The sequence below is a fragment of the Sorangium sp. So ce117 genome, from assembly GCF_051524395.1.
GTDB lineage: Bacteria > Myxococcota_A > Polyangia > Polyangiales > Polyangiaceae > Sorangium > Sorangium cellulosum_B.
Genome location: NZ_CP150309.1, coordinates 6,042,990 through 6,063,737 on the forward strand (window position 1 = coordinate 6,042,990; position 20,748 = coordinate 6,063,737).

14 protein-coding genes and 1 tRNA gene are annotated in these 20,748 nt (G+C 71.4%); 9 read left to right on the forward strand and 6 right to left on the reverse strand.

Features of this window, described 5'->3' with window-relative positions; all coding sequences use genetic code 11:
* Positions 1–25: 25 nt before the first annotated feature.
* Positions 26–100: transfer RNA gene (locus WMF46_RS22570), tRNA-Glu, on the reverse strand.
* Positions 101–667: 567 nt separating this feature from the next.
* Here WMF46_RS22570 and WMF46_RS22575 point away from each other — a divergent pair.
* The 3 genes from WMF46_RS22575 (at position 668) to WMF46_RS22585 (ending at position 5,628) form a co-directional block, all read left to right on the forward strand.
* Positions 668–2,566 carry a TonB-dependent receptor plug domain-containing protein gene (locus WMF46_RS22575; RefSeq protein WP_437987479.1) on the forward strand — a complete coding sequence of 633 codons (1,899 nt, stop codon included), beginning with the start codon at positions 668–670 and terminating at the stop codon, positions 2,564–2,566.
* A complete protein-coding gene (locus WMF46_RS22580) occupies positions 2,563–3,687 on the forward strand; it encodes an HmuY family protein (RefSeq protein ID WP_437987480.1) in 1,125 nt (374 codons plus the stop codon). Before WMF46_RS22575 ends, WMF46_RS22580 begins: the two co-directional genes overlap by 4 nt.
* Before the next feature lie 174 nt (positions 3,688–3,861).
* Positions 3,862–5,628 carry a hypothetical protein gene (locus tag WMF46_RS22585; RefSeq protein ID WP_437987481.1) on the forward strand — a complete coding sequence of 589 codons (1,767 nt, stop codon included), beginning with the start codon at positions 3,862–3,864 and terminating at the stop codon, positions 5,626–5,628.
* A gap of 23 nt (positions 5,629–5,651) precedes the next feature.
* Here WMF46_RS22585 and WMF46_RS22590 read toward each other — a convergent pair whose 3' ends face one another.
* The 3 genes from WMF46_RS22590 to WMF46_RS22600 form a co-directional block, all read right to left on the reverse strand.
* Positions 5,652–6,476 carry a CBS domain-containing protein gene (locus tag WMF46_RS22590; protein WP_437987482.1) on the reverse strand — a complete coding sequence of 275 codons (825 nt, stop codon included), beginning with the start codon at positions 6,474–6,476 and terminating at the stop codon, positions 5,652–5,654.
* Between the two features lie 476 nt (positions 6,477–6,952).
* Entirely contained in the window at positions 6,953–7,414 is a 462-nt protein-coding gene (locus tag WMF46_RS22595) for a hypothetical protein (protein ID WP_437987483.1), read from the reverse strand.
* A gap of 574 nt (positions 7,415–7,988) precedes the next feature.
* Positions 7,989–8,924: an alpha/beta hydrolase gene (locus tag WMF46_RS22600; protein WP_437987484.1), complete on the reverse strand. Its 936-nt coding sequence runs from the start codon at positions 8,922–8,924 to the stop codon at positions 7,989–7,991.
* A gap of 178 nt (positions 8,925–9,102) precedes the next feature.
* Between WMF46_RS22600 and WMF46_RS22605 the strand changes: the two genes are divergently transcribed.
* The 5 genes from WMF46_RS22605 (at position 9,103) to WMF46_RS22625 (ending at position 16,704) form a co-directional block, all read left to right on the forward strand.
* Positions 9,103–10,509, forward strand: coding sequence for an FAD-binding oxidoreductase (locus WMF46_RS22605; RefSeq protein ID WP_437554856.1), 1,407 nt, complete (start codon positions 9,103–9,105; stop codon positions 10,507–10,509).
* A 257-nt stretch (positions 10,510–10,766) separates the two neighbouring features.
* Entirely contained in the window at positions 10,767–12,341 is a 1,575-nt protein-coding gene (locus WMF46_RS22610; protein ID WP_437987485.1) for a serine/threonine-protein kinase, read from the forward strand.
* 58 nt (positions 12,342–12,399) lie between these two features.
* A complete protein-coding gene (locus WMF46_RS22615; protein ID WP_437987486.1) occupies positions 12,400–14,274 on the forward strand; it encodes a protein kinase in 1,875 nt (624 codons plus the stop codon).
* A gap of 189 nt (positions 14,275–14,463) precedes the next feature.
* Entirely contained in the window at positions 14,464–15,336 is an 873-nt protein-coding gene (locus tag WMF46_RS22620) for an alpha/beta fold hydrolase (protein ID WP_437987487.1), read from the forward strand.
* A gap of 132 nt (positions 15,337–15,468) precedes the next feature.
* Entirely contained in the window at positions 15,469–16,704 is a 1,236-nt protein-coding gene (locus WMF46_RS22625) for an MFS transporter (RefSeq protein WP_437987488.1), read from the forward strand.
* A 246-nt stretch (positions 16,705–16,950) separates the two neighbouring features.
* Here the strand turns inward: WMF46_RS22625 and WMF46_RS22630 are convergent, their stop codons facing one another.
* Positions 16,951–17,976, reverse strand: coding sequence for a LacI family DNA-binding transcriptional regulator (locus WMF46_RS22630; RefSeq protein WP_437987489.1), 1,026 nt, complete (start codon positions 17,974–17,976; stop codon positions 16,951–16,953).
* Positions 17,977–18,042: 66 nt separating this feature from the next.
* Positions 18,043–19,302 (reverse strand): phosphoglycerate dehydrogenase, encoded by a 1,260-nt coding sequence (gene serA, locus WMF46_RS22635; protein WP_437719020.1) that lies wholly within the window; start codon positions 19,300–19,302, stop codon positions 18,043–18,045.
* 241 nt (positions 19,303–19,543) lie between these two features.
* On the opposite strand from serA, the gene WMF46_RS22640 reads away from it, so the two are divergent.
* A complete protein-coding gene (locus tag WMF46_RS22640) occupies positions 19,544–20,710 on the forward strand; it encodes a S1C family serine protease (protein WP_437987490.1) in 1,167 nt (388 codons plus the stop codon).
* The last annotated feature ends 38 nt before the right edge of the window (positions 20,711–20,748 follow it).

The following is a 20,748-nucleotide window of genomic DNA, read 5'->3' on the forward strand; positions in this document are numbered from 1 at the left end:
GCGGAAATACTTACGGAAAGCGGAGCGTCCCCAGCGGGATTCGAACCCGCGTAGCAGCCTTGAAAGGGCTGAGTCCTGGGCCGGGCTAGACGATGGGGACCGGCGATTCGGCGCGGGACCCTACCGTCCGTCGTCGAGCAATGCAAGCCCAACTCGCGTCGCCCGTTGGGGTTTCCGCCGTCGGGCCCGCTCCCGCCCTGCGACGCCCCGCAGCCGCGGCGCCCGCCGCCCCCGAACCGCCCCCCGAACCGCTGGACGACCGCCCTGAACCGGGCGACCATCCCCCACCCCACCTCACCCGATCCACCGAACGCCGCACAGGCCGAGCTCTCCCCATGCCGCCGTCCCCGCGCCTCGAGCCTGCCGTTCCGATGCCCCCGGGAGGACCGTGCCCCGGCGCCGGCGCCTGACGCGCGCCGCGCTGCTCGCCTTCTGCCCGCTCCCGGCGCTCGTCCCAGCCGCGCTCTCGCGCCCTGCGCTCGCGCAGCTCCCTTCCGCACAGCCCTCGGCCGCGCCCCCTTCTCCTTCTCCTCTTCCCGCTTCTCCGCCTTCCTCTCCCCCTTCGCCTCCTCCCTCTCCACCGCCTCCCCCCTCGCCCGCCGCGCCGCCTCCCCTCGAGGTCGTCGTCACCGGCACCCGCACCCCCGAGAGCAGCCAGCGCGCCACGGTGCGCACGCGCGTCGTCACCCGTGACGAGGCCGAGCGCCGCGGCGCCACCAACGTCGGTGAGGCGCTCGACGGCGAGCTCGGCGTCCAGGTCAACCCGAGCGCGTACGGCGCGCTCGGCAACCCGAGCGCCATCCAGATCCAGGGCTTCGACCTCGACCGCGTCCTCGTCCTCGAGGACGGCGAGCGCGTCATCGGCGACGCCGGCGGCGCCATCGACCTCTCGTCCCTCCCTCTCGGCGACGTCTCCCGCATCGAGCTCGTCACCGGGCCGACCAGCTCGCTCTACGGCACCAGCGCCATCGGCGGCGTCGTCAACGTGCTCTCCGCGCCCCCCGAGCACCCCGGCTTCAGCGGCCGCGCCCGCCTCGAAGGCCGGAGCCGCGCCGGGCTCGTCCTCCAGGGATCGGGCGCCTACAGGGGCGAGCGCGCCTGGGTCAGCGCCGACGCCTCGTTCCAGCGGGAGGACAGCCTCTCTCTCGTCGAGCCCGCCAAAAACCTCGCCCATCCCGAGGCCGGCGCCGACGCCCCCACCGCCCTGCCCGAGCGCGCCCAGACGCTCCTCGGCCTGCGGGCCGGCGCCACGCTCGGAAGGGGCGTCGACCTGCGGCTCCGTGCGCGCTGGATCCACGACGAGCAGGACGGCGTCGAGCAGAAGGAGCGGCCCGTCCTCGGGGTCTACCTCTACGACCTCCCCGAGGTGACCGACCGCATCACCCTGCACCTCGCCGAGACGCTCGACCTCGGCGGCGGCTCCAGCCTGCGCCTCGCCGCCGGCCAACAATGGGCCTTCCGATCGAGCGGCCGCGACCAGCGCGGCTCGCCCTACGAGGAGCTGCGCGAGCGCGCGGGCACCCTCCAGAGCTACGAGGCGATCGCCACCGTCGCCGACGGGCAGCGCACCTGGGTCGCCGGGGCGCGCGCCGAGGTGGAGACGCTCGACCAGGTGCTCAAGATCACCGCCGTGACCACGTCCGGCACCGAGGAGATCCCGCCGAACGACGAGGTGCCCAGCACCCGGCTCGGCAGCGCCGCGCTCTACGGCCAGCTCGGGTGGAAGCTCACCGACGAGCTCACCCTCATGCCCGGCATTCGCGGCGAGCTCCGCGTCCGTTACGGCGGCGTCGTCGCCCCGCGCCTCGCCCTCGCGTACCGGCCCTCGCCGTCGCTCACGCTGCGCGTCTCCGGCGGGCGGGGGTTCCGCGCCCCCAGCGCGAAGGAGCTCGGCTTCTCGTTCGACCACTCGAGCCTCGGCTACATCCTCGATGGCAACCCGGAGCTCGCCCCCGAGACGTCCTGGGGCGTGAACGGCGATATCACATGGATCCCCCGAGAGGGGATCACGGCGCGGGCGGGCGCCTTCTCGAACTGGGTCGACAACCTGATCGACGTCGACCCGAAGCCCGTCAGCTCCTCCGACGGCGTCGATACGTACACCTACACGAACATCGCCGAGGCGCGCACCGCGGGCCTCGATCTCTCGGCCACGCTCCAGGCCACACCGTGGCTCCGCGTCGAGGCCGGCTACGCCTACCTCTGGACACGCGACGACACCGCCGATCCCGGACAGCCGCTCTCCGGCAAACCGCCGCACACGGCGCAGGCGTCGCTCCGCGCCGATCTGCCGCTCCGGATCGAGCTCGTCACCCGTCTCCGGACCATCAGCAGCGCGTTCGTCGAGAGAGACCCGCGCGCCGAGGAAGACGTGTACGCCCCCGGGTTCACGACGCTCGACGCGCGGCTCGCGCGGCCGCTCTGGCCTTCGTCGCAGGCGTATCTCGGCGTCAGGAACCTGCTTGGCGCGCAAAAGGACCCTGATCGCCGCGGCGATCACCGGCCCCTCGAGGGGCGCACGTTTTACGTCGGCGTCCGCGCCGATCTACCGTGGGAGGACTCATGACAAGAGGATCGGTCGCGGCAGCGCTTCTCCTGCTCACCCCGGCGTGCGGCGGCGGCGGGAGCTCCAGCGGAGACCCCGGGAGCTCCAGCGGAGACCCGGGGACCTCCAGCGGAAACCCCGGGACTACGCAGGACGGCGCGCTCCTCGAGGTCGACGTGCCAGCCACCGGCCGCGTCTTCCTCCGCCTCGCCACGCCGGAGATCGCGCTCCCGGAAGGCGACGGCGCGGCGTCCACCGACTGGGATCTCGCGCTCTCGGGCTACGACGTCTTCACCAACAGCGGCCTCAGCGGCCCCGGCGACGGCGGGGCGCTGCCGATCGGCCTCGAGGACTACAGAGCGGGTGAGCTGCCGAGCACCCCCTTCCTGCTCACGGACGACTCCGGCGGCGCCTTCTCGCGCTGGTACGCCTACGACGGCGAGGAGCACGTCGCCTTCAGCCGCTACCACGTCCACGCGATCGAGCACGAGGGCCGGTACTGGAAGCTCCAGATCGTCTCCTTTTACGGGGAGGTGGACGGGGCGCCGGTCACGGCGCTCTATCAGCTCCGCTACGCCGAGGTGCTCCCCGACGGCTCCGGCCCGACCGTCGACATCCAGGATCTCGACGCGACCGCGGGCGGCATCGACGCGCCCGAGACCGAGCCGAGCGCTTGCCTCGACCTCGCGGGCAACCGGCAGCTGATGCTCACGCCGGAAGAGGCGCGCGCGTCGACGGATTGGAATGTCTGCTTCCGAAGGTCGCTCGTCAGCGTCAACGGCGAGCTCGGCGGCCCCGGGACCACGCGCGCCGCCGACCTCCAGGCAGATGCGTCGGGCTCCGAGGAGCTCGCCGAGGTCAAGGAGCGCACCGCCGCGTCGGAGCAGGCGCGGTTCGACGCGGCCGACCTCGCGGCCCTCTCCGATCCCGCCGTCCCGTACCGCGGCGACCACATCGCGACCGCCTTCACGGGGCGGTGGATCGAGCCCGGCGCGACGCCCCCCGCGCCGGCCAAGGACGCCGCGTGGCTCGTCCAGGGCGCGGACGGCGTGTCGCGCTTCGTGATCGTCATCGAGCGCTTCGAGGGCGCGACGGAAGCATCTCCAGGTCGGGTGAGAATGCGCGTCAAGCAAGTGGAATGAGCGCCGCTCACGCCATCGCACACCCCGCCGAGGTCACGAGCGTGCGCAGCGCGTGACACCGCGCGAGGGCCCGCGCATACTGCGCGCGCGGTGAGGGAGGGCCCTTACCGACGCAGGAGCATGCTTATGTCAACGTCGCTTGCACCGGCATCGAGCGCTATCGATGCGTCTCGCGTGGACGGGAGGAAGCCGGGCGGCGAGCGCCGGGCAACGCAGGTTCGCGGAGGCGCTCTCCTCGCCGCGGGCGCGCTCGCGGCCCTCGTCGCGGGCGCCTGCGGCGGCAGGGTGGTGGTCGACGGGTTCGAGCCGCCGCCCGACGGCTCCGACGGCTCCGGCGGCTCCTGGAGCTCCGGAGACACCGCGAGCTCCGCGCCGCAAGGCTCCTCCGGGGCCGGTCAAGGCGGCAGCATCGGCGAGGGGGGGGCCCCACCGATTCCGCCCCTCGTCAAGGAAGAGCACGACAACGTCGACATCGACGGCGCCGTCCCGGTGACCATCGAGCCGGGCACCCTGGGCTTCACGGCCGTCGCCGAGATCATGGCGTCATCGCCGAGCTTCGAGCCCATCGGGATCGAGAGCATCCGCGGCCCCGACGGCAGGCTGCTGGCGGCCGACTACACCATCGCAGGCACGATGGCCGCCTTCTTCAACCAGGGCATCGGCGCGGCGGCCGTCCCCCAGACCGGCGCGGACGCATCCGCGCCGCTCGCGCCGGGCGTCTACTGGATCAAGCTCGGCAACGGCGGAGTCGGCCCCCTGGTAGAGCCGGTGCGCCTCTCGGTGTGGCACCGCCGGACGCTCGACGGGCGCTTTCACGGCGGGAAGATCGACATCAACGCCTTCATCGCCGGAGAGGCGGTCTCCGAGCAGTACATGCGGCGCGCGCTGCTCGCCGCGTACGAGGGGTACGTGGGCCTCGGCGTGGGCAGCATCAACATCCGCCACCTGGGCTCGGAGTGGGAGTTCATCGACGACGAGCTCCTCCCCGGCCTGCTCGAGCAGACGGCCGGCGCCCCCGGCCGTCCGGCCCTCAACGTGATCGCGGTGACGGCGTTCGGGGGGAGCATCGTGCAGGCGTCCGGCGTGACGCCCGCCGTGCCCTCGGTCGCGGTCGAGCACGGCACCCACCTGAGCGGCATCGTGGTCACGCTCTACGAGGAGCCCTCGGTTGACAGCTTCATCCTGCGCCATGAGCTCGGCCATCTCGCCGGGCTGTTCCACACGACCGAGCTCGACGCTGACTTCGGCGACCCGCTGGACGACACCGAGCAGTGCAGCAACATGAGGTCACGGAGGGAGCGCTGCCCGGATTTCGGGAATCTCATGTTCCCGACGGGGGGCGACTTCTCGGGCACGATGACGCCGCAGCAGACGGCGATCGTGCGGGCGAGCGCGCTCTACCGCGGGATCGTCGAGCAGGGCGGCGGGGCGGCCGTCCCGCTCCCGGCCGACGCGGACACGCCGGCGAGCGGAGCGCCGATCGCGCCGCCGACTCCGGGCGAGGGTGCTCGCTCGTTTGCGCCGGACCGCCTCGCCTCCACCGCCGCGCTCCCGCCGCACGCAGCGGCGCTGCTCGCGGGGCACTTCTGCGGCCAGAGCGCGGCCCGAGGCGCGGATTTCGACGAGCTGCTCCGCGCGGCCGGCGCCGACGCCGATCGGCTGCTCGCGGTCGGCCGCGATCCCGGCGCCCCGGCGTACGTGAGGGCGCGCGCCCTCACCGCGGCGGGCCGCGCCGCCACGCGTTCCTCCGCCTCGGCGCGCGTGATCGCCGAGCTCCAGGCCCTCGCCGCGGACCCGCGCCTCCCGCGCCGCGCGCGGCTCGGCGCCGTCGAGGGGGTCGCGTCCGCCTCGCCCGCCGCCGCCCGCGCGCTCGCCGCGCGCCTGACCGCCGACGCCGACGGGGTCGTCGAGCGGATGGCGACCCGCGCCGCCGCGCGGTAAGGCCGCGCTCGCCGCGGCCGGCGTTATCCCGCCCTGGACCTGGCGGCCATGGAGATCACGCCCGTCCCTGCGACGGCGCGCGCGAAGTCCAGCCCCGTCAGCACGCCGCGGAGCCGCCGCCCCTGCACAACGAGCACGCGCCGCGCCTGCGCCGCGTGCGCGGCGGCCGCGGCGCGGTGGAGCGGCGTCCGGACGTCGAGGCAGACCATGGCCGGGCTCATCACGTCCTCGACCGGTGAATCGGACAGCACGCCGTGCGCGAGCAGCGCCTCGGTCTGGGTGAACATCCCCACCGGCCACCCGCCGGGATCCACCACCACGAGCCCGCTCACCTGCGCCGTCGTCAGCCGGTCGGCGGCGAGCGCGAGCGGCGCGTCGAGCGGGATCGTGTACGCGGGCGCCGACATGAGCCCGCCGATCGGCGTCGGGTCCCGCGCCTCGACCAGGGAGAGCAGGAGATCCTTGGTGCTGAACACGCCCGTCAAGGCTTCGTCCTCGCGGACGAACACGCGATGGATACGGTGCTTCAGCAGCACGCTCGCCGCCTGCGCGACCAGCGTCGCGCGCCCGACGGTGATGATGCCCGGGCGCAGCACGGCGCGCGACGGGACATCGGGCAAGGTGAGCAGCATTCCTCGGCTGTTCGTCTTCGTCTCGAACCTGCCGAGCCGGAGCAGGTCGGTGCGCGACAGCACGCCGATCGCGCGCGACGCCGCGTCCAGGATCGGAACGCAGGAAATCGCGCGCTCGCCCAGCGTGCGGTGCACCTCTGGCAGCGGCGTCATGTCGGACGCCGCGATGACTTCACAGGTCATGTAACGCGAGACGGGTGTCGCAAAAGACATCATGGCGAGCATTCCTCGAGGACGCCGGCGATCCGGCGCGCTCCAGAGGGAGCAAGAAGCGATCCGCCATGGGACGAGGGCTGCGAGGCCTGGCGCGAGCGCAGGCACCGCGCCTCGGCGCGCGATCTGCGCCGAGGTGTGCAACGGGCTGGGCAGCGGCCGATCCGCCAGACCCAGGTGCGCCTGCCAGGCGGCGATGTCCTAAAATGCGACAGGTGGGGGGCCCCGGAACGTGGCCGTCAGACGCACGGCCGTCGCCGATCCGGAGACCCCCGGGGCGCCTGGCCTCCAGGAGCTTCGCGCTTGCCGCGAGCTCCGGAGGCCAGGGTCCCGGTGACGCTCCCCGAGTGACCCGTCAGACGACCCGCGGCTCGGGCGCCGGGCGCGCAGGGGGTCCCTCGTGTTCCGAGGGCCTGTCGCGCGCCGGTCCAGCGCCCGCGCTCGCCGTCATCGCCGCGGATGGACTCCGGGCCAGCGGGCTAGAACCTGCCGCAGCCGCCGCCGCCCCAGCCGGGCCCGACGCCGCCCCAGCCGGGCCTGCCGCACGGCGGCTTGAAGCCGCCCCAGGGGTTCCCGCCGCAAGGCCTGAAGTTCCCGACGTTGTTCCAGCCGGGAGAGCCCAAGTTGCCCCAGTTGTTCCAGCCCTGGTTGCCCCAGGGGTTCCATCCGCCTGTGAAGCCCCCGTTGCCGCAGCTCGGGACGCCCCAGTTCCCGTTGTTCCAGCCCCAGTTCGGGTCGGTGAAGCCCCCGGGGGCGCCATTGCAGCTCCGCGCCCAGCTGGCGTCGCCGCACAGCGCCTGGGAGGCCTCCTCCACCGTCACGGCCTCGTCCGCATCACTCTCGTCGACGTCCGCCTCGCCCGCGCCCACCGCGCACCCGGTGGCCAGCGCCGCCATCGCCATCGCGACGCACATCAACCTGGTATTCAACAGCTCGACCATTTCTCCTCCTTGCCCTGCCCGCGACGTCTGCAAGACCGTCGCGCCAGTCGGGTTACGGAGAGAGCAGCGCTCATGCCCGAGAGCTGGTGTGCAGAGCCTGCCGCCCGAGGGCGCGCGCTGCGGGCGCGAGGCAACGACAAACCGACATTCCTAAACAGCGCACGACCCCGCGGTGATCCTGCGCGTCCCCCCGCGCCGGATCACTGCGCAGAGAAGGCGCTTCCAGGCGCGCTCGGCGCCCGCCGGGAGCGCCTCGCGCAACACGGCAGCTCCGGCAATAACACGCCTTTCACGCGCTGCGGATTTCTCGGCGCAGCGCGCGTCGACGGGGTGTCTCCGACGATGTCGAGCCTCCGCGCCGACAACATGAGACAAGGGGCGATAACACCGCAGATGCATTCGCCGTCCTCAGGCGATCAGCGCCGCTCCGCTCGGCCCATCTCCCCTGCGCTCATGTACGCAAGAGTGCTCAAAAAGGACGCTCCGGGCATCCCGCGTTGCGCGCGTCGGGGTCTTAACGAGTCGAGTCGGCCCCATCCTCCGCCGGGCGAGCGCGGCGGCGGCGCGGGGCCGCTCAGGGCGCGGCCATCCAGGTCTCCCAGGCTCTCGAGAAGTCGTCGGCGTGGATCTCGTGGCCGCGCCCCGGGTGCACCACGAGCTCGTGCTCCCAGCCGTGCTGGGTCAGCACGTCGGCGAGGTTCTCGGCGCTCGCGATGGTGGAGGCGAGCTCGAGCTCACCGACGGCGATGAAGATCGGCGGCCTCTCCTCGGAGAACAGGTGCTCCTCGATGACCATGCGCCCCGCGCCGACGAGCGCTGCGCCGTCGACGGCGACGAGGCCTTCCAGCGCCACGTAGCTCGCGAAATAGCCGCCGTTGGAGAAGCCCATGACATAACGCCCGCCGAACGTCCCGCCGAGGATCCGCTCCATCAACGCCTCTGCGCGCATCCACTCTTCGAGCAGGGCGGGCGCCGCGGCGTCGACGGTCTCGCGGCGCGTCGGCCAGCAGGAGTAGGTCTCCACGGACGGATCCCATGTGCAGAGTCCTGGTCTTCCGCGCGGAAACACCGCGACGGCGCCGAGCGCCTCGGCGGCCCCCGCGGCGGTTGCCTGCAGGTCCACGGGCAGCGAGTCGGGCGCCATGGCCCCGTGCAGCACATAAAGGATCGGCGCGCCGCGGAGCGCGGTCTCCGGCACATGGAAGCAGGTGTGGTCGTCCAGGCCGATCCACCCTGCCGAGCACCAGTCCGTCTCGACCGGCTCCCAGCTCAGCGCGCCGCCCTCGCCGCCGCCGCCGCCGCCGCCCTGCCCTCCCGCGTTCCCCTGCTCGCTCGCGCCCGACGCGCCGCTGCTCGCCGCGATCGGGTCCGGGGCAGCGCCGCCCCCGCCGCCCTCGGCGGCGCCCGCGGTGCTCGATCCACGCGGCGCCTCGCTGACAGAGCGCTCGCACGCGACCAGCGCGAGCACCGCCATGCTTGCCACCCTTGCCGCGCGGTCTGCCCTGTCCATGCGCGCTCCTCGGTCAAGATGCCCTGTCGGTCGTGGCGCGGCAACGCTCTCGCGGCGCCTGGGCCGCGAGGACTCCCGCCACGCCGCCGAAGCGACCCGCTCGGCGCGCCGGTCCCCGGGTGAGGGCGAAGACCGCCTGCCCTTGCCCTCCCGGCGATGCCGCAGTACCGAGCCGACCATGACCCCACTTACTGGCCTCCCCGGCCCCTTCCTCGAGGCCGTCCAGCGTGAGTTCCCCGCGGATTTCCTCTCGACGGACGCCGCCGATCTCGCGACCTTCGGCCGCGACTGGACCAAGGTCCACGAGCCCAGGCCCTCGGCCCTCGCGCTCCCGCGCTCGACGGACGAGGTCTCGCGGCTGCTCCGCCTCTGCTCCGAGCACCGCGTCCCGATCGTGCCCTCCGGCGGCCGCACGGGGCTCGCCGCCGGCGCCGTGGCGGCCAGGGGCGAGCTCGTCGTGTCGCTCGATCGGATGCGCAAGATGGGCCCGGTCGACGTCCTCGGCGCGACCGTGCGCGTCGAGGCCGGCGCGGTCACCGAGGCGGTGCACCAGCACGTCGCGCCGCACGGCCTCACCTGGCCTGTCGACTTCGCCTCGAAGGGGTCGAGCCAGGTCGGCGGCAACATCGCCACGAACGCCGGCGGCGTGAAGGTCATCCGCTATGGCCTGACGCGCCAGTGGGTGCTCGGGCTCACCGTCGTCACCGCGAGCGGCGCCGTGCTCGAGCTGAACGGCGCGCTCGAGAAGAACAACACGGGGATCGACCTGCGCCAGCTGTTCATCGGCAGCGAGGGCACGCTCGGCATCATCACCGAGGCGACGCTCAAGCTCACGCGGGTGCCCGAGGCGCTCAACGTGTTCCTGTTCGCGGTGCCCGACCTCGCCGGCGTGCTCGCGCTGTTCCGCGAGGCCCGGACGGGGCCGTTCGTGGTGATGGCCTACGAGTTCTTCACCGAGAAGTGCCAGGCGCGCCTGCGCCGCCACAGGAACGTGCGTGTGCCGCTCTCCGCGCCGTCGGACTACTACGTGCTCATCGAGGTCGAGCGCGGCGAGCCCGAGGCGCTCGAGGCGTGGATCACCTCGCTGTTCGAGCGCGGGCTGGTCACCGACGGCACGCTCGCGCAGCACGGCGCGCAGGCCGCCGAGCTCTGGGCGCTCCGCGAAGGGATCAGCGAGAGCCTGTCGGCGACCGGGCTGCCGCACAAGAACGACGTGTCCCTCCCCATCCAGGAGCTCGAGGGCTTCTGCTCCGAGCTCGAGAGCCTCTTCGAGGCCCGCTATCCAGGGTGGGAGATCGCGCTCTTCGGCCACATCGGCGACGGCAACCTCCACATCAACGTGATGAAGCCCGACGACCTCACGCGCGAGGAGTTCCTGAAGCGCACCCACGAGGCGGATCACGCCATCTTCTCGCTCGTGAAGAAGTACCACGGCAGCATCTCCGCCGAGCACGGCATCGGCCTGCTCAAGAAGGATTACCTGCCCTACTCGCGCTCGGTAGAGGAGCTCGCGATCATGCGGTCCATCAAGCGGGTGCTCGATCCGCTGAACCTCATGAACCCGGGCAAGATCATCGACGTCTGAGCGCCTCCCGCTCCGCCCCTCCCCCGGCGCCCCGCTGCGATACCTGACGAATCGCGCGGCCGTCGCCTGATCCCAGAAAAGCGCGACGAACCGGCACCTTTGCCCCGGACGCAAGGCGTTTCCTGGATTTTTCACGCCTGCGCTCGATACCACTACCAGGGCCATAGAATTCGAATCATACCTAGTCGGCCATGACGACGGACATGGCCTTTCCGGCCACGACGGGCGGTTTATCAACGAAAGAAGCGGCGCGGCACATGACGTTCCGTCCCATGTTCGGTCGCTATGAAGTGATCGGAGAGCTCAGCTCCGGGGGTATGGGCGCCGTCTACCTGGCGCGGCAGAAAGGCCCTGGCGGCTTCATCCGTGACGTGGCGTTGAAGGTGATGCTGCCGGATCTGGCCGGGAAGATACCGGACGCCGCCAGGATGTTCCTCGAGGAGATGCGCGTCCTCGCGAGCATCAACCACAACAACGTCGTTCGTATCCTCGATTTCGGCGACGAGCACCAGCCGCTCCACATGGTGATGGAGTACCTGCCCGGCGTGACGTTGGCCTCGCTCCGAGCTCAGCTGTACACCGCGGCGCGGGTGCTGCCGCCGGACCTCGTGGCCGCCATCCTCGCCCAGGCATGCCGGGGACTCCACGCGGCGCACGAGCTGCGCGATGAGCATGGCAATCACCGCGACCTGGTCCACCGCGACGTGACCCCGCAGAACATCATGTGCTGCCCGGATGGCGCGGTGAAGATCATCGATTTCGGGATCGTCTGGGCCAAGCACCGGCTGGTGGAGTCCACGGGCTGTCTGATGGTCAAGGGCAAGCTCGCGTACATGTCGCCCGAGCAGGCTTCGGCGTCGCCGCTGACCCGGAGATCCGATCTGTTCTCCGTGGGGGTCATCCTTCACGAGCTCCTGACCGGCCAGCCGCTCTTCCGACGCGACACCGACATCGCCACGATCCGGGCCGTCCTTGAGGCCTCCGCCCCGCCCGTGCGCTCGCTGCGGGCCGACGTACCACGGCGGCTGGACGAGCTGGTGCTGCACACGCTCGCGCGCGATCCAGCGGCTCGGCCGGAGAGCGCCGCCGTCGTGGCCGACGAGCTCGAGGCGATCGTCTGGGAGGCGGGCGGGCGCTTCGTCCATCCAGAGGCGGCTGCCCGCCAGCTCTCGGCGCTCGGGGCGAGCCTCGCTGGGCGCGCGGCCGAGCCCCTCCGCGCGGCGCCCTGGTTCGTCCACGCCGGGCGCGGCGCTCCGCCTGCAGCTGCGATGGCGCAGCACGAGGGCGGGGTCGAGGCCCCGCGAGCCGCCGGGCTGCTGGAGCTCGCCGCCCCGCGGGCTGGCACCTGCGAGGCGCGCTCGCTGCCGGAGGGCCGGAGGCTCATGCTCCAGTCGGTGGCCGTCGACGAGCGAGACCGCTTCCAGACACCCATCCTGTTCGCGGCCGCTCCGGACCTCCTGCCCGCGCCGCTGCTCGTGTCGCCGCGCGCAGGCTCGCTCTTCATCGAGGTCGAGCGGCGCGCCGTCTTCCCCGGCGGGCCGCGGCCGAGCATCTATCACGATGCCAGCAACCCCTCGACGCGCTGCGAGGGCCTCCTCCTCCCCGAGGTCGCGCGGGACGTGCGCTTCGACCTGGGGCACCGGCGCGCCCGGGTACAGCGGCTCCACTGCGACAGCGCCGAGGCGACCGCCGGCGGAGCGCGCCTCCGCGTCGACGTCCCGTGGCTCGCGGCGGCGATCGCGGCCGACGGCGCCGCGAAGCGGCTCGTGGTCCTGTCGGCGGTCGACCCGGCGACCGGGACGGCCCACCTCGCGTGCATCAACGTCTTCTAGGCCGCCGCTCACGCGCGCGAGCGCGGCGATCGAACCCTGGACTCATGAGGTGATGACCATGCTGACACTGGTGCAGAAGCCGGAGTCGACGCAACCGATCCCCGGCGAGCAAGGCGCCGGAGCCTCCTCCACGCCGAGGAGCGCGCCCGGCGCGGCGCTGAACGCCGTCCAGGCCAACGTCAGCTACCAGTTCCTCACCACCCGCGATGCGACGGGGCTCTGCTCGCCGATCGAGCTCGGCCGCGGCAAATTTGCGAAGGTCTACAAGGGGATGCAGCTGAGCGCCGGCCAGAACGTGCGGTTCGTCGCGATCAAGGTGCTCCACGACTTCGCGCAGCTCTCCGAGGAGCGCCTGTTCAGCCAGGAGATCAAGCTGCTGAAGGAGATGACGACCGACGCCGGCGTGAACGTGGTCTGCACGCTCGACATCATCCAGCTCGAGCCGATGGTGCTGTGCGGCTGCGGCACCATCTACCACCCCGCCTGCCCGAGGGGGTGCAACACGCTGCTCCGGCGCAAGGACATCGCGACGGAGAGCCACCCATCGCTTCACTGCAAGGAGTGCGGATACGAGCTCTCGGGCCGTTACATCAACGGGCAGTTCTTCGAGCTGCTCCAGTACCCCGCGAAGCGCTGCTGCCAGCAGGGCCCCACCGCCAGATCGGGCAGGATCCTGAATTTCGTCGATCGCGAAGCGGTCGTGATGGAGCTCCTCGAGGTGAGCCTCGTCGAGTTCGTCGGGCGCCGCCGCAGCGAGCTGCAGGCCCTGTGGGCACGGTGCGGCCAGCCCTGGGTCGAGCTCGACACCCGCGCCCAGCGCGGCGATCCGTGGCATAGGCGGGCGTTCACCTGGATCGAGGACGTGTGGCGGCAAGACCGGTCCCACACGCTCTTCCACAAGACGATCCTGCTCGAGAAGGTCCGGTTGATGGTGGAGCTCGCCGAGTCGGTCGCCTGGCTGCACGGCGAGAAGACCATCGTGCACAAGGACCTCGCCCCCGACAACCTGATGATCACCCCCGCCAGCGCCACGACCGCCGAGCGCCAGCGCGAGGGCGCGAGCGACCTCCGCGAGGCGCTCGACGACATGATCAGCTCCCCGCGATTCCACGTGCGGGTCATCGATTTCGGCCTGTCCGACAAGGACGAGCTCACCCGCAGCTGGTACGAAGACGAGGTCGCCGGCGGGAGCATCAAGCACCCCTTCCTCTCGCCCGAGGCCTGCCGCCGCAAGTTCCGCATCGCGCAGCGGATCACGCTCGACGGTGATCGGTTCCGGGTGCCGAAGCCCCTCGCGGCGGACCTGATGGACACCGACATCCTGGCCGATGAGCGCGACCCGAGGCACGATCACGATCTCGAGATCATCCGGATCGAGCGAGATCCGTCGAGCGGGGAGCTCATCGCCTGCTTCCGAGGCGAGCCGCCGCTCGATCCGAACAACCAGCAGTTCGATCTGGTGCGCCGGCTCGGCGAGGCGCACGATCTCTACGCGGTCGGCGCGCTCTTCTATTTCATCTTGACCGAACAGCAACAGGACGTGGAGGCGCTCGGCAAGTTCGTGGGCTCCCTGGAGGACGTGCCTTTGCCCCTCACGCCGAGCCACCTGGCGGGGAACGACCATTACGTGAAGCGCCGCAACGCCATCCCCGAGAAATTCTGGCAAGACGAGCTGATGGTGCTGATCCTGCGCGCGATGGTGCGAGGCCGCCCGGAGAGCCTGAAGGCGAGCCGCATCGCCAGAGATCCGACGGCGGCGCGGCAGCTCCTGCGCGAGACCAAGAAGATCTGCAACGGCATCCAGCAGGAGATCCTCTCCGCCCAGCGCGTCGCGAAGCTCCAGCGAACGCTGCTCCTCGGGGCGGCGGGGGCGCTCGGGCTGGTGATCTTCCTGGTCGCCACCCTCGTCGCGCTGACACGGCACCACGGGTGAGCCACGCGCCGCCCGGAAGCCGTAATTTTCTTGCAATGACAGAACCACGGCGTCGCTCGACAGGGGCGTCCGCCGCGGCCTCTGGCGCGTCGAACCGCCCGGAGCACCGTGTAGGATCCCGGGACTCAACCCGTGACCGCGCGGCAGAGCGCCGGCGGCCGTTCGACGGAATCAGCGCAAGGAGAGACGATGACCTTCGACGAATCCAAGCTCTCGCACCGGTTCACCGACCACGGCGGCGTGCGCCTCCACTACGTCGAGGCGGGCGACGGGCCGCTCGTCGTGCTCCTCCACGGCTTTCCCGAGATCTGGTACTCGTGGCGCCACCAGATACCCGCGCTGGTCGAGGCGGGTTACCGCGTGATCGCGCCCGACATGCGCGGCTACAACCTCTCGGACAAGCCCGAGGGCGTCGCCGCGTACGCCATCGCCGAGCTCACCGCGGACGTGGCCGCGCTGATCCAGGCTTCTGGCGCGGAGCGCGCCGCAGCGGTGGTCGGCCACGACTGGGGCGGCGGCATCGCCTGGGGGTTCGCGGCGCGGTACCCGGCGCTCCTCGAGCGGCTGGTCATCCTCAACTGCCCTCACCCCGAGCGGCTGTTCTCCGGGTTCCGCACGGCCCGGCAGCTCCGCAAGAGCTGGTACATGTTCTTCTTCCAGCTCCCGATGCTCCCGGAGCTCGCCGCGCAGAAGGACGATTTTGCGTGGCTCCGCGCGGCGGTGAAGGACGACCCGCGGCGCCCGGGCGCGGTGAGCGACGAGGATCTCGCGCATTACGTGAAGGCGTGGTCGCAGCCCGGCGCGCTCACGGCGATGATCAACTACTACCGGGCCCTCTTCCGCCCGGGCAGCCTGCGCGAGGCCGGCAGGCCGCCCCGCATCGACATCCCGGTGCAGGTGATCTGGGGCGAGCACGACCGCTACCTCGGCTCCGAGCTCGCCGCGCCGGATCCGGCGCTGGTCCCGAACGCCCGAGTCGCCCGCATCCCCGACGCGAGCCACTTCGTGCACTACGACAGACCCGAGAAGGTCAATCAGCTCCTCCTCGATTTCCTGCGCTGACGCCATCGCTGAAGCGCGATCGCGCGCGCGGCGCTCGCGGGCGTGCGCGGCGCCACCGCCGGCGAGGCACGTTTCCTGACGCACGTACCCGTTTGACACGGCGGAGCGACCGATCGAACCTGGCGGGCGCTCATGCTCCGCCGCATCCCCGATCGCAACATCTGGCTCGTCTTTGGCTCGATCTTCCTCCTCGGTCTCGCGTACGGCATCGCCATCTCGCTCACGGCGGTCTTCCTCGACGCGCGCGGGTTCACCAAGACCGACATCGGCCTGCTCGCGTCGTGCTTCGCGCTCGGCATCGTCCTGCTCTCGCTGCCGATGGACACGCTCATCCGCCGGTTCTCGGCGAAGACCACGCTGGTGCTCGCGCTCGTCGGGTACGCGGCGGCGGTCGGCGCCTTCCCCTTCCTGCCGACCTTCGCCGCCATCGCCGCGGTGCGTTTCCTCGACGGGGCCTGCTCGGTCGGCATCTGGGTGAGCTGCGAGACGATCCTGCTCGCCCGGTCGGACAAGGACAACAAGGCGTTCGTCACGAGCCTCTACGCCGTCTCGATGGCGCTCGGCTACGTCCTCGGGCCGCTCTGCGCGCCGCACATCGTCGCGCTCTCCTCGATGCCCACGGCGTTCCTCCTCTCGTGCGTGATCTCGCTGAGCTCGGCCGTCCTCGTGCTCGCGCGCCTCGACCGCGACCTGCCGGGCATGTCCGAGGCCCACGGCAAGGCCGGCGCGGCGAGCGGGGCGGAGCCCTCGGCGTCCTCCGCCTCGATCCTCTCGCGCATCAAGACCGCGTGCTTCGCGACCTTCGCCTACGGCTATTTCCAGGCGTCGGTCGTGCTGTTCCTCCCGCTCTACCTGATGGCGGAAAAGGGGGTCACGCGCGACCAGACGATCCAGATCCCCGCCTACTTCGCGGTGGGCATGCTCCTCTTCACCAACGTCTTTGGCCGGCTCGGCGACCGCCGCGGCCACCTGCTGCTCATGCGCGCGCTCGGCACGATCGGCACGCTGATGATCCTCGGCTTCGTGTACCTCGATCGTTACGACGCGATGTGCGTGGCCGTGTTCGTCGCGGGGGCGACGCTCGCGTCGATATCGCCGCTCAGCCTGGCGCTCCAGGGCGTCGTCACCGCGCCGCGCGACTACAGCCGCGCGAACTCGCTCTACAACGTCTTCTACGCCGCCGGGATGCTCCTCGGCCCTCCGGCGTCGAGCGCCATTTACCAGGCCGCGGGCGGCATCGCGATGATCTACCACCTCGCGGCGCTGTGGGCCGCGTTCGTCGTGTTCACCGTCGTCTTCGCGGGCGACGACCCGGCCGCGCGGCGCAGCGCCGGAGAACGCGTCAGCGTCCCGGTCTGGAATGAATGAGCGCTGTCCCCAGGGCGGGGTCCATCGCGGCGCTCAACGTCGAAACCTGCCAAATCCCCTCATTTTATTGGCATTTTAGCGCGAAAAAAAAATTGAACAGGGAGGCGGGGAGACGGGGAGATCACTGGGATTTTACTCTCCGTCTCCCCGTCTCCCCGTCTCCCCGTCTCCCCGCCTCCCCGTCTCCCCGTCTCCCCGTGAATTTCTCCGGAAATTCGAACGACCGATCGCGGATCCTCGCCGGGTTCAGAGATCGCAGCCGCACGACCGCCGGACGATCAGCTCTGTCGGCAGCTCGATCCGCCGCTCGGCCTTGCCCGTCTGGATGAGGTCCACCAGCGCCTGCACCGCGCGGTAGCCCACCCCGTCCGTGGGCGCGCGCACCGTCGTGAGCGCGGGCTCGAGGTGGCGCGCCGACGGCGCGTCGTCGAAGCCGACGACCGAGACCTCCACGGGCACGCGCTTGCCCGCGGCGCGCAGCGCCTCCATCGCGCCCGCCGCGGCGTGGTCGCACCACGCGAAGATCGCGTCGAGGTCGGCCCCCTCGCGCACCCACGCGAGCGTCGCGGCCCGCGCCTCCCGCGCGTCGAAGCCGCGGCGCATCAGGCGCGGATCGACGGCGATGCCGTGCTCGGCCAGCGCCTCCCGGTACCCCTCCGCGCGCGTCGTCGAGTCCTCGCTCTCGGGGACGCCGTGGAGGAAGGCGATCCGGCGCCGGGCGTGCGCCTCGATCAGGTGCCCCACGATGGCGCGCGCGCCGGAGGCGTTCTTGATGATCACGCTGGGCAGCGGGGCGTCCGCGGGCGACGACTGGTACATGAGCACCGCCGGGCACTTCTGGTGGACCAGCTGCTGGAGGTCGGCCTCGTGGACGTAGTGGCCGAAGAGGAGCACCCCGTCCGTGTTGTGCCGCCCGACGAGGCGCCGCGCCGGCGCCTCCGGCCTCACGGAGAGCAGCACGTCGTAGCCGGCCTCGGCCGCCGAGGCGGCGATGGCCCGCACGAGGCTGGAGATGAACTCGGTGCTGATGTTCGGCAGGAGCAGGCCGAGGACACCCGTCTTCCCCTGCGCGAGGCTCCTGGCGGCGGTGTTCGGCACGTAGCCGAGCTCGTCGATCACGGCCAGCACGCGCTCCCGGGTCTCCGCGCTGTACTTGCCCCTGCCGTTCACCACGCGGCTGACGGTCGCGGGCGAGACGCGAGCGCGCTTGGCGACCTCCTCGATCCGGATCTGCGGCCGCGGCCCCGGCTGGATCGTGAACGCTGGCGACAAGGCGGGGCACCTCTCGGGGCCGGGGACTCCGGCCGGGGCGCGGCGGCGCCCCGGCCGGACGCACGTTCAGTAGAGCACGCGGGTGCGGAGGCTGGTCTCCAGCGCCCCGATGCGCCGGCTCACCTCGGCGGACACGTCCTGCGACAGGTCCATGATGAGGTAACCGATGTTGGCGTCCGTCGACAGGACCTGGCTGTCGATGTTGGCGTTCACGTCCGACACGATGCGGTTCACGTCGCGGAGCACGCCAGGCACGTTGCGGTGGACGTTGAGGATGCGGTGCGTGGCCTTGAGCGGCGGGAGCTCGACGTTCGGGAAGTTCACCGCGCCCGTCGTCGCCCCGGTGGTCACGAACTGCGTCAGCGCGCGCGACACCTCGCGGCCGATCGCCTCCTGCGCCTCCTCGGTCGAGCCGCCGATGTGCGGCGTCAGGATCACGTTCGGGAGCTTCTGCAGCTCGGTCAGGAAGCCGTCAGAGTTCGACTCCGGCTCCTCCGGGTAGACGTCGATCGCCGCGCCCGCGAGGTGGCCGCTCTTCAGCGCCTCGGCCAGCGCCGGGATCACGACGACCGAACCGCGGCTCGCGTTGAGCAGGTACGCGCCCTTGCGCATGTGCGCGAGCTCGGCGGCGCCGATCATGTTGTGCGTCTCCGACGTGGCCGGCACGTGGAGCGAGACGAAATCCGACTCGGCGAGCAGCGCCTCCAGCGTCGGCAGCGCGCGGTTGTTGCCCATCGGGAGCTTCTGGGCGATGTCGTAGTAGACAACGCGCATCCCCATCGCCTCGGCGAGCACGCCGAGCTGCTGGCCGATGTGGCCGTAGCCGATGAGGCCGATGGTCTTGCCGCGGATCTCGTAGCAGGCCTTCGAGACCTTCTTCCATGTGCCCGCGTGCACCTCGCGCGACCTGTCCCCGAGCTGCCGGGCCAGCATGATGGCCTCGCCGATGATCATCTCGGCGACGCTGCGCGTGTTGCTGAACGGCGCGTTGAACACCGGCACCCCGCGCCGGTTCGCCGCATCGAGGTCGACCTGGTTCGTGCCGATGCAGAAGCACCCGATGGAGAGCAGCTTGTCCGCCTTCTCCAGCACGCGCGCGGTGACGTGCGTCTTGCTCCGGATGCCGAGCATGTCCACGCCAGCGAGCGCGGCGATGAGCTCGTCTTCCTTCAGCGCGGAGCTCCGCGTCTCGATCTCGAACGATCGCGACCGGAACAGCTCGTGCGCGCTCTGGTGGATGTTCTCGAGCAGGAGCACCTTGACGGGCTCCTTCGCGACAGGGGGGGTCGTCTGGAATTTCGTTGCTGAGGGCGTCATGGGCTTCATCCGTCAGGGCCACCTCTACCGCAACTTCGCCCTTTTGCATCCCAGGATCCGCTCCGGCGCCGACGCGCGCCGATGCCGGAGCGCGACCGTCCTGCGCATCGGTTCCGCGCGTCGGTTCGCGCGCCGGTTCGCGCATCGGTTCCGCGCATTCATTGCGCGCGGCAGACTGCCGCGCCGCCGCGCAGGCCGACGGCGCGCCGCAGGGGAGACGCCTTGCCGATCGCAAGCTAGATTGCGCCGCATGCGCCACCGCAGACACGCTCGACTCCCTGCCGTCCTCGTCGTCGCCGCGCTCGCCGCCTCCGTCGGATGTAAGGGGAAGCCCGGCCCCAGCGGCCCGTCGCCCGACGCGACCAAGGTCCCCGACGCGCCGGCGACGTCGGCGACGATCGACACGACGCCGCCGCCCGTCCCGCCCTCGAAGGGCGCGCTCATCGAGGACGAGCGCAACTCGATCGCCGTGTTCCGCGACGTCGCGCCCTCGACGGTGTTCGTGACGCAGCAGCGGCTCGTGGTGGACCGCTTCTGGGGTACCGCCGTCGAGGTGCCCGCGGGCTCGGGCTCCGGCTTCGTCTGGGACGCCGACGGGCACATCGTCACGAACTACCACGTCGTGGCCGGCGCGCAGTCGCTCGTCGTCCGGCTCCAGGGGGAGAAGACGTTCCCGGCGAAGCTCGTCGGCGTCGAGCCGCGCAAGGACATCGCGGTCATCAAGATCGACGCCCCCAAGGACATGCTGAAGCCGATCCAGGTCGCGCCCCTGCGCGAGCCGCTCGAGGTCGGGCAGAAGGCGATCGCGATCGGCAACCCGTTCGGCCTCGATCACACGCTGACGACCGGCATCATCAGCGCGCTCGGGCGCCAGGTCCAGGGCGTGGGCGAGGTGACCATCCGCGACATGATCCAGACGGACGCCGCGATCAACCCCGGCAACTCCGGCGGCCCGCTGCTCGACTCGAGCGGGCACCTCATCGGGATGAACACGATGATCTTCTCGAAGAGCGGCAGCTCCGCCGGCATCGGCTTCGCCGTGCCGTCGACGACGATCGCGCGGATCGTCCCGCAGATCATCCGGACCGGGAAGGCCGAGCAGGTCGGCCTCGGCATCCAGCTCGATCAGTCCCGCCGCCTCGAGCGGCGCAACGGCATTCGCGGCCTCATCATCATGACCGTCGTCCCGGGCGGCCCCGCCGACAAGGCGGGCATGCGCGGCCTCTCCGAGGGCGACCGCGGGATCGTCCTTGGCGACGTGATCGTGGGGATCGACGGCACGCCCGTCACGGACTACGACGGGCTGTACCAGGCGCTCGACGGCAAGAAGCCGGGCGACAAGGTGAAGGTCGACGTGCTCCGCGGCCCCAACGGAGAGAAGGCCACCATCGAGGTCGCGGTCGAGCTCCTCGGCTGACCCGCCCCTCCCCGTCCCGAGCTACCCGAGCTCCTCTC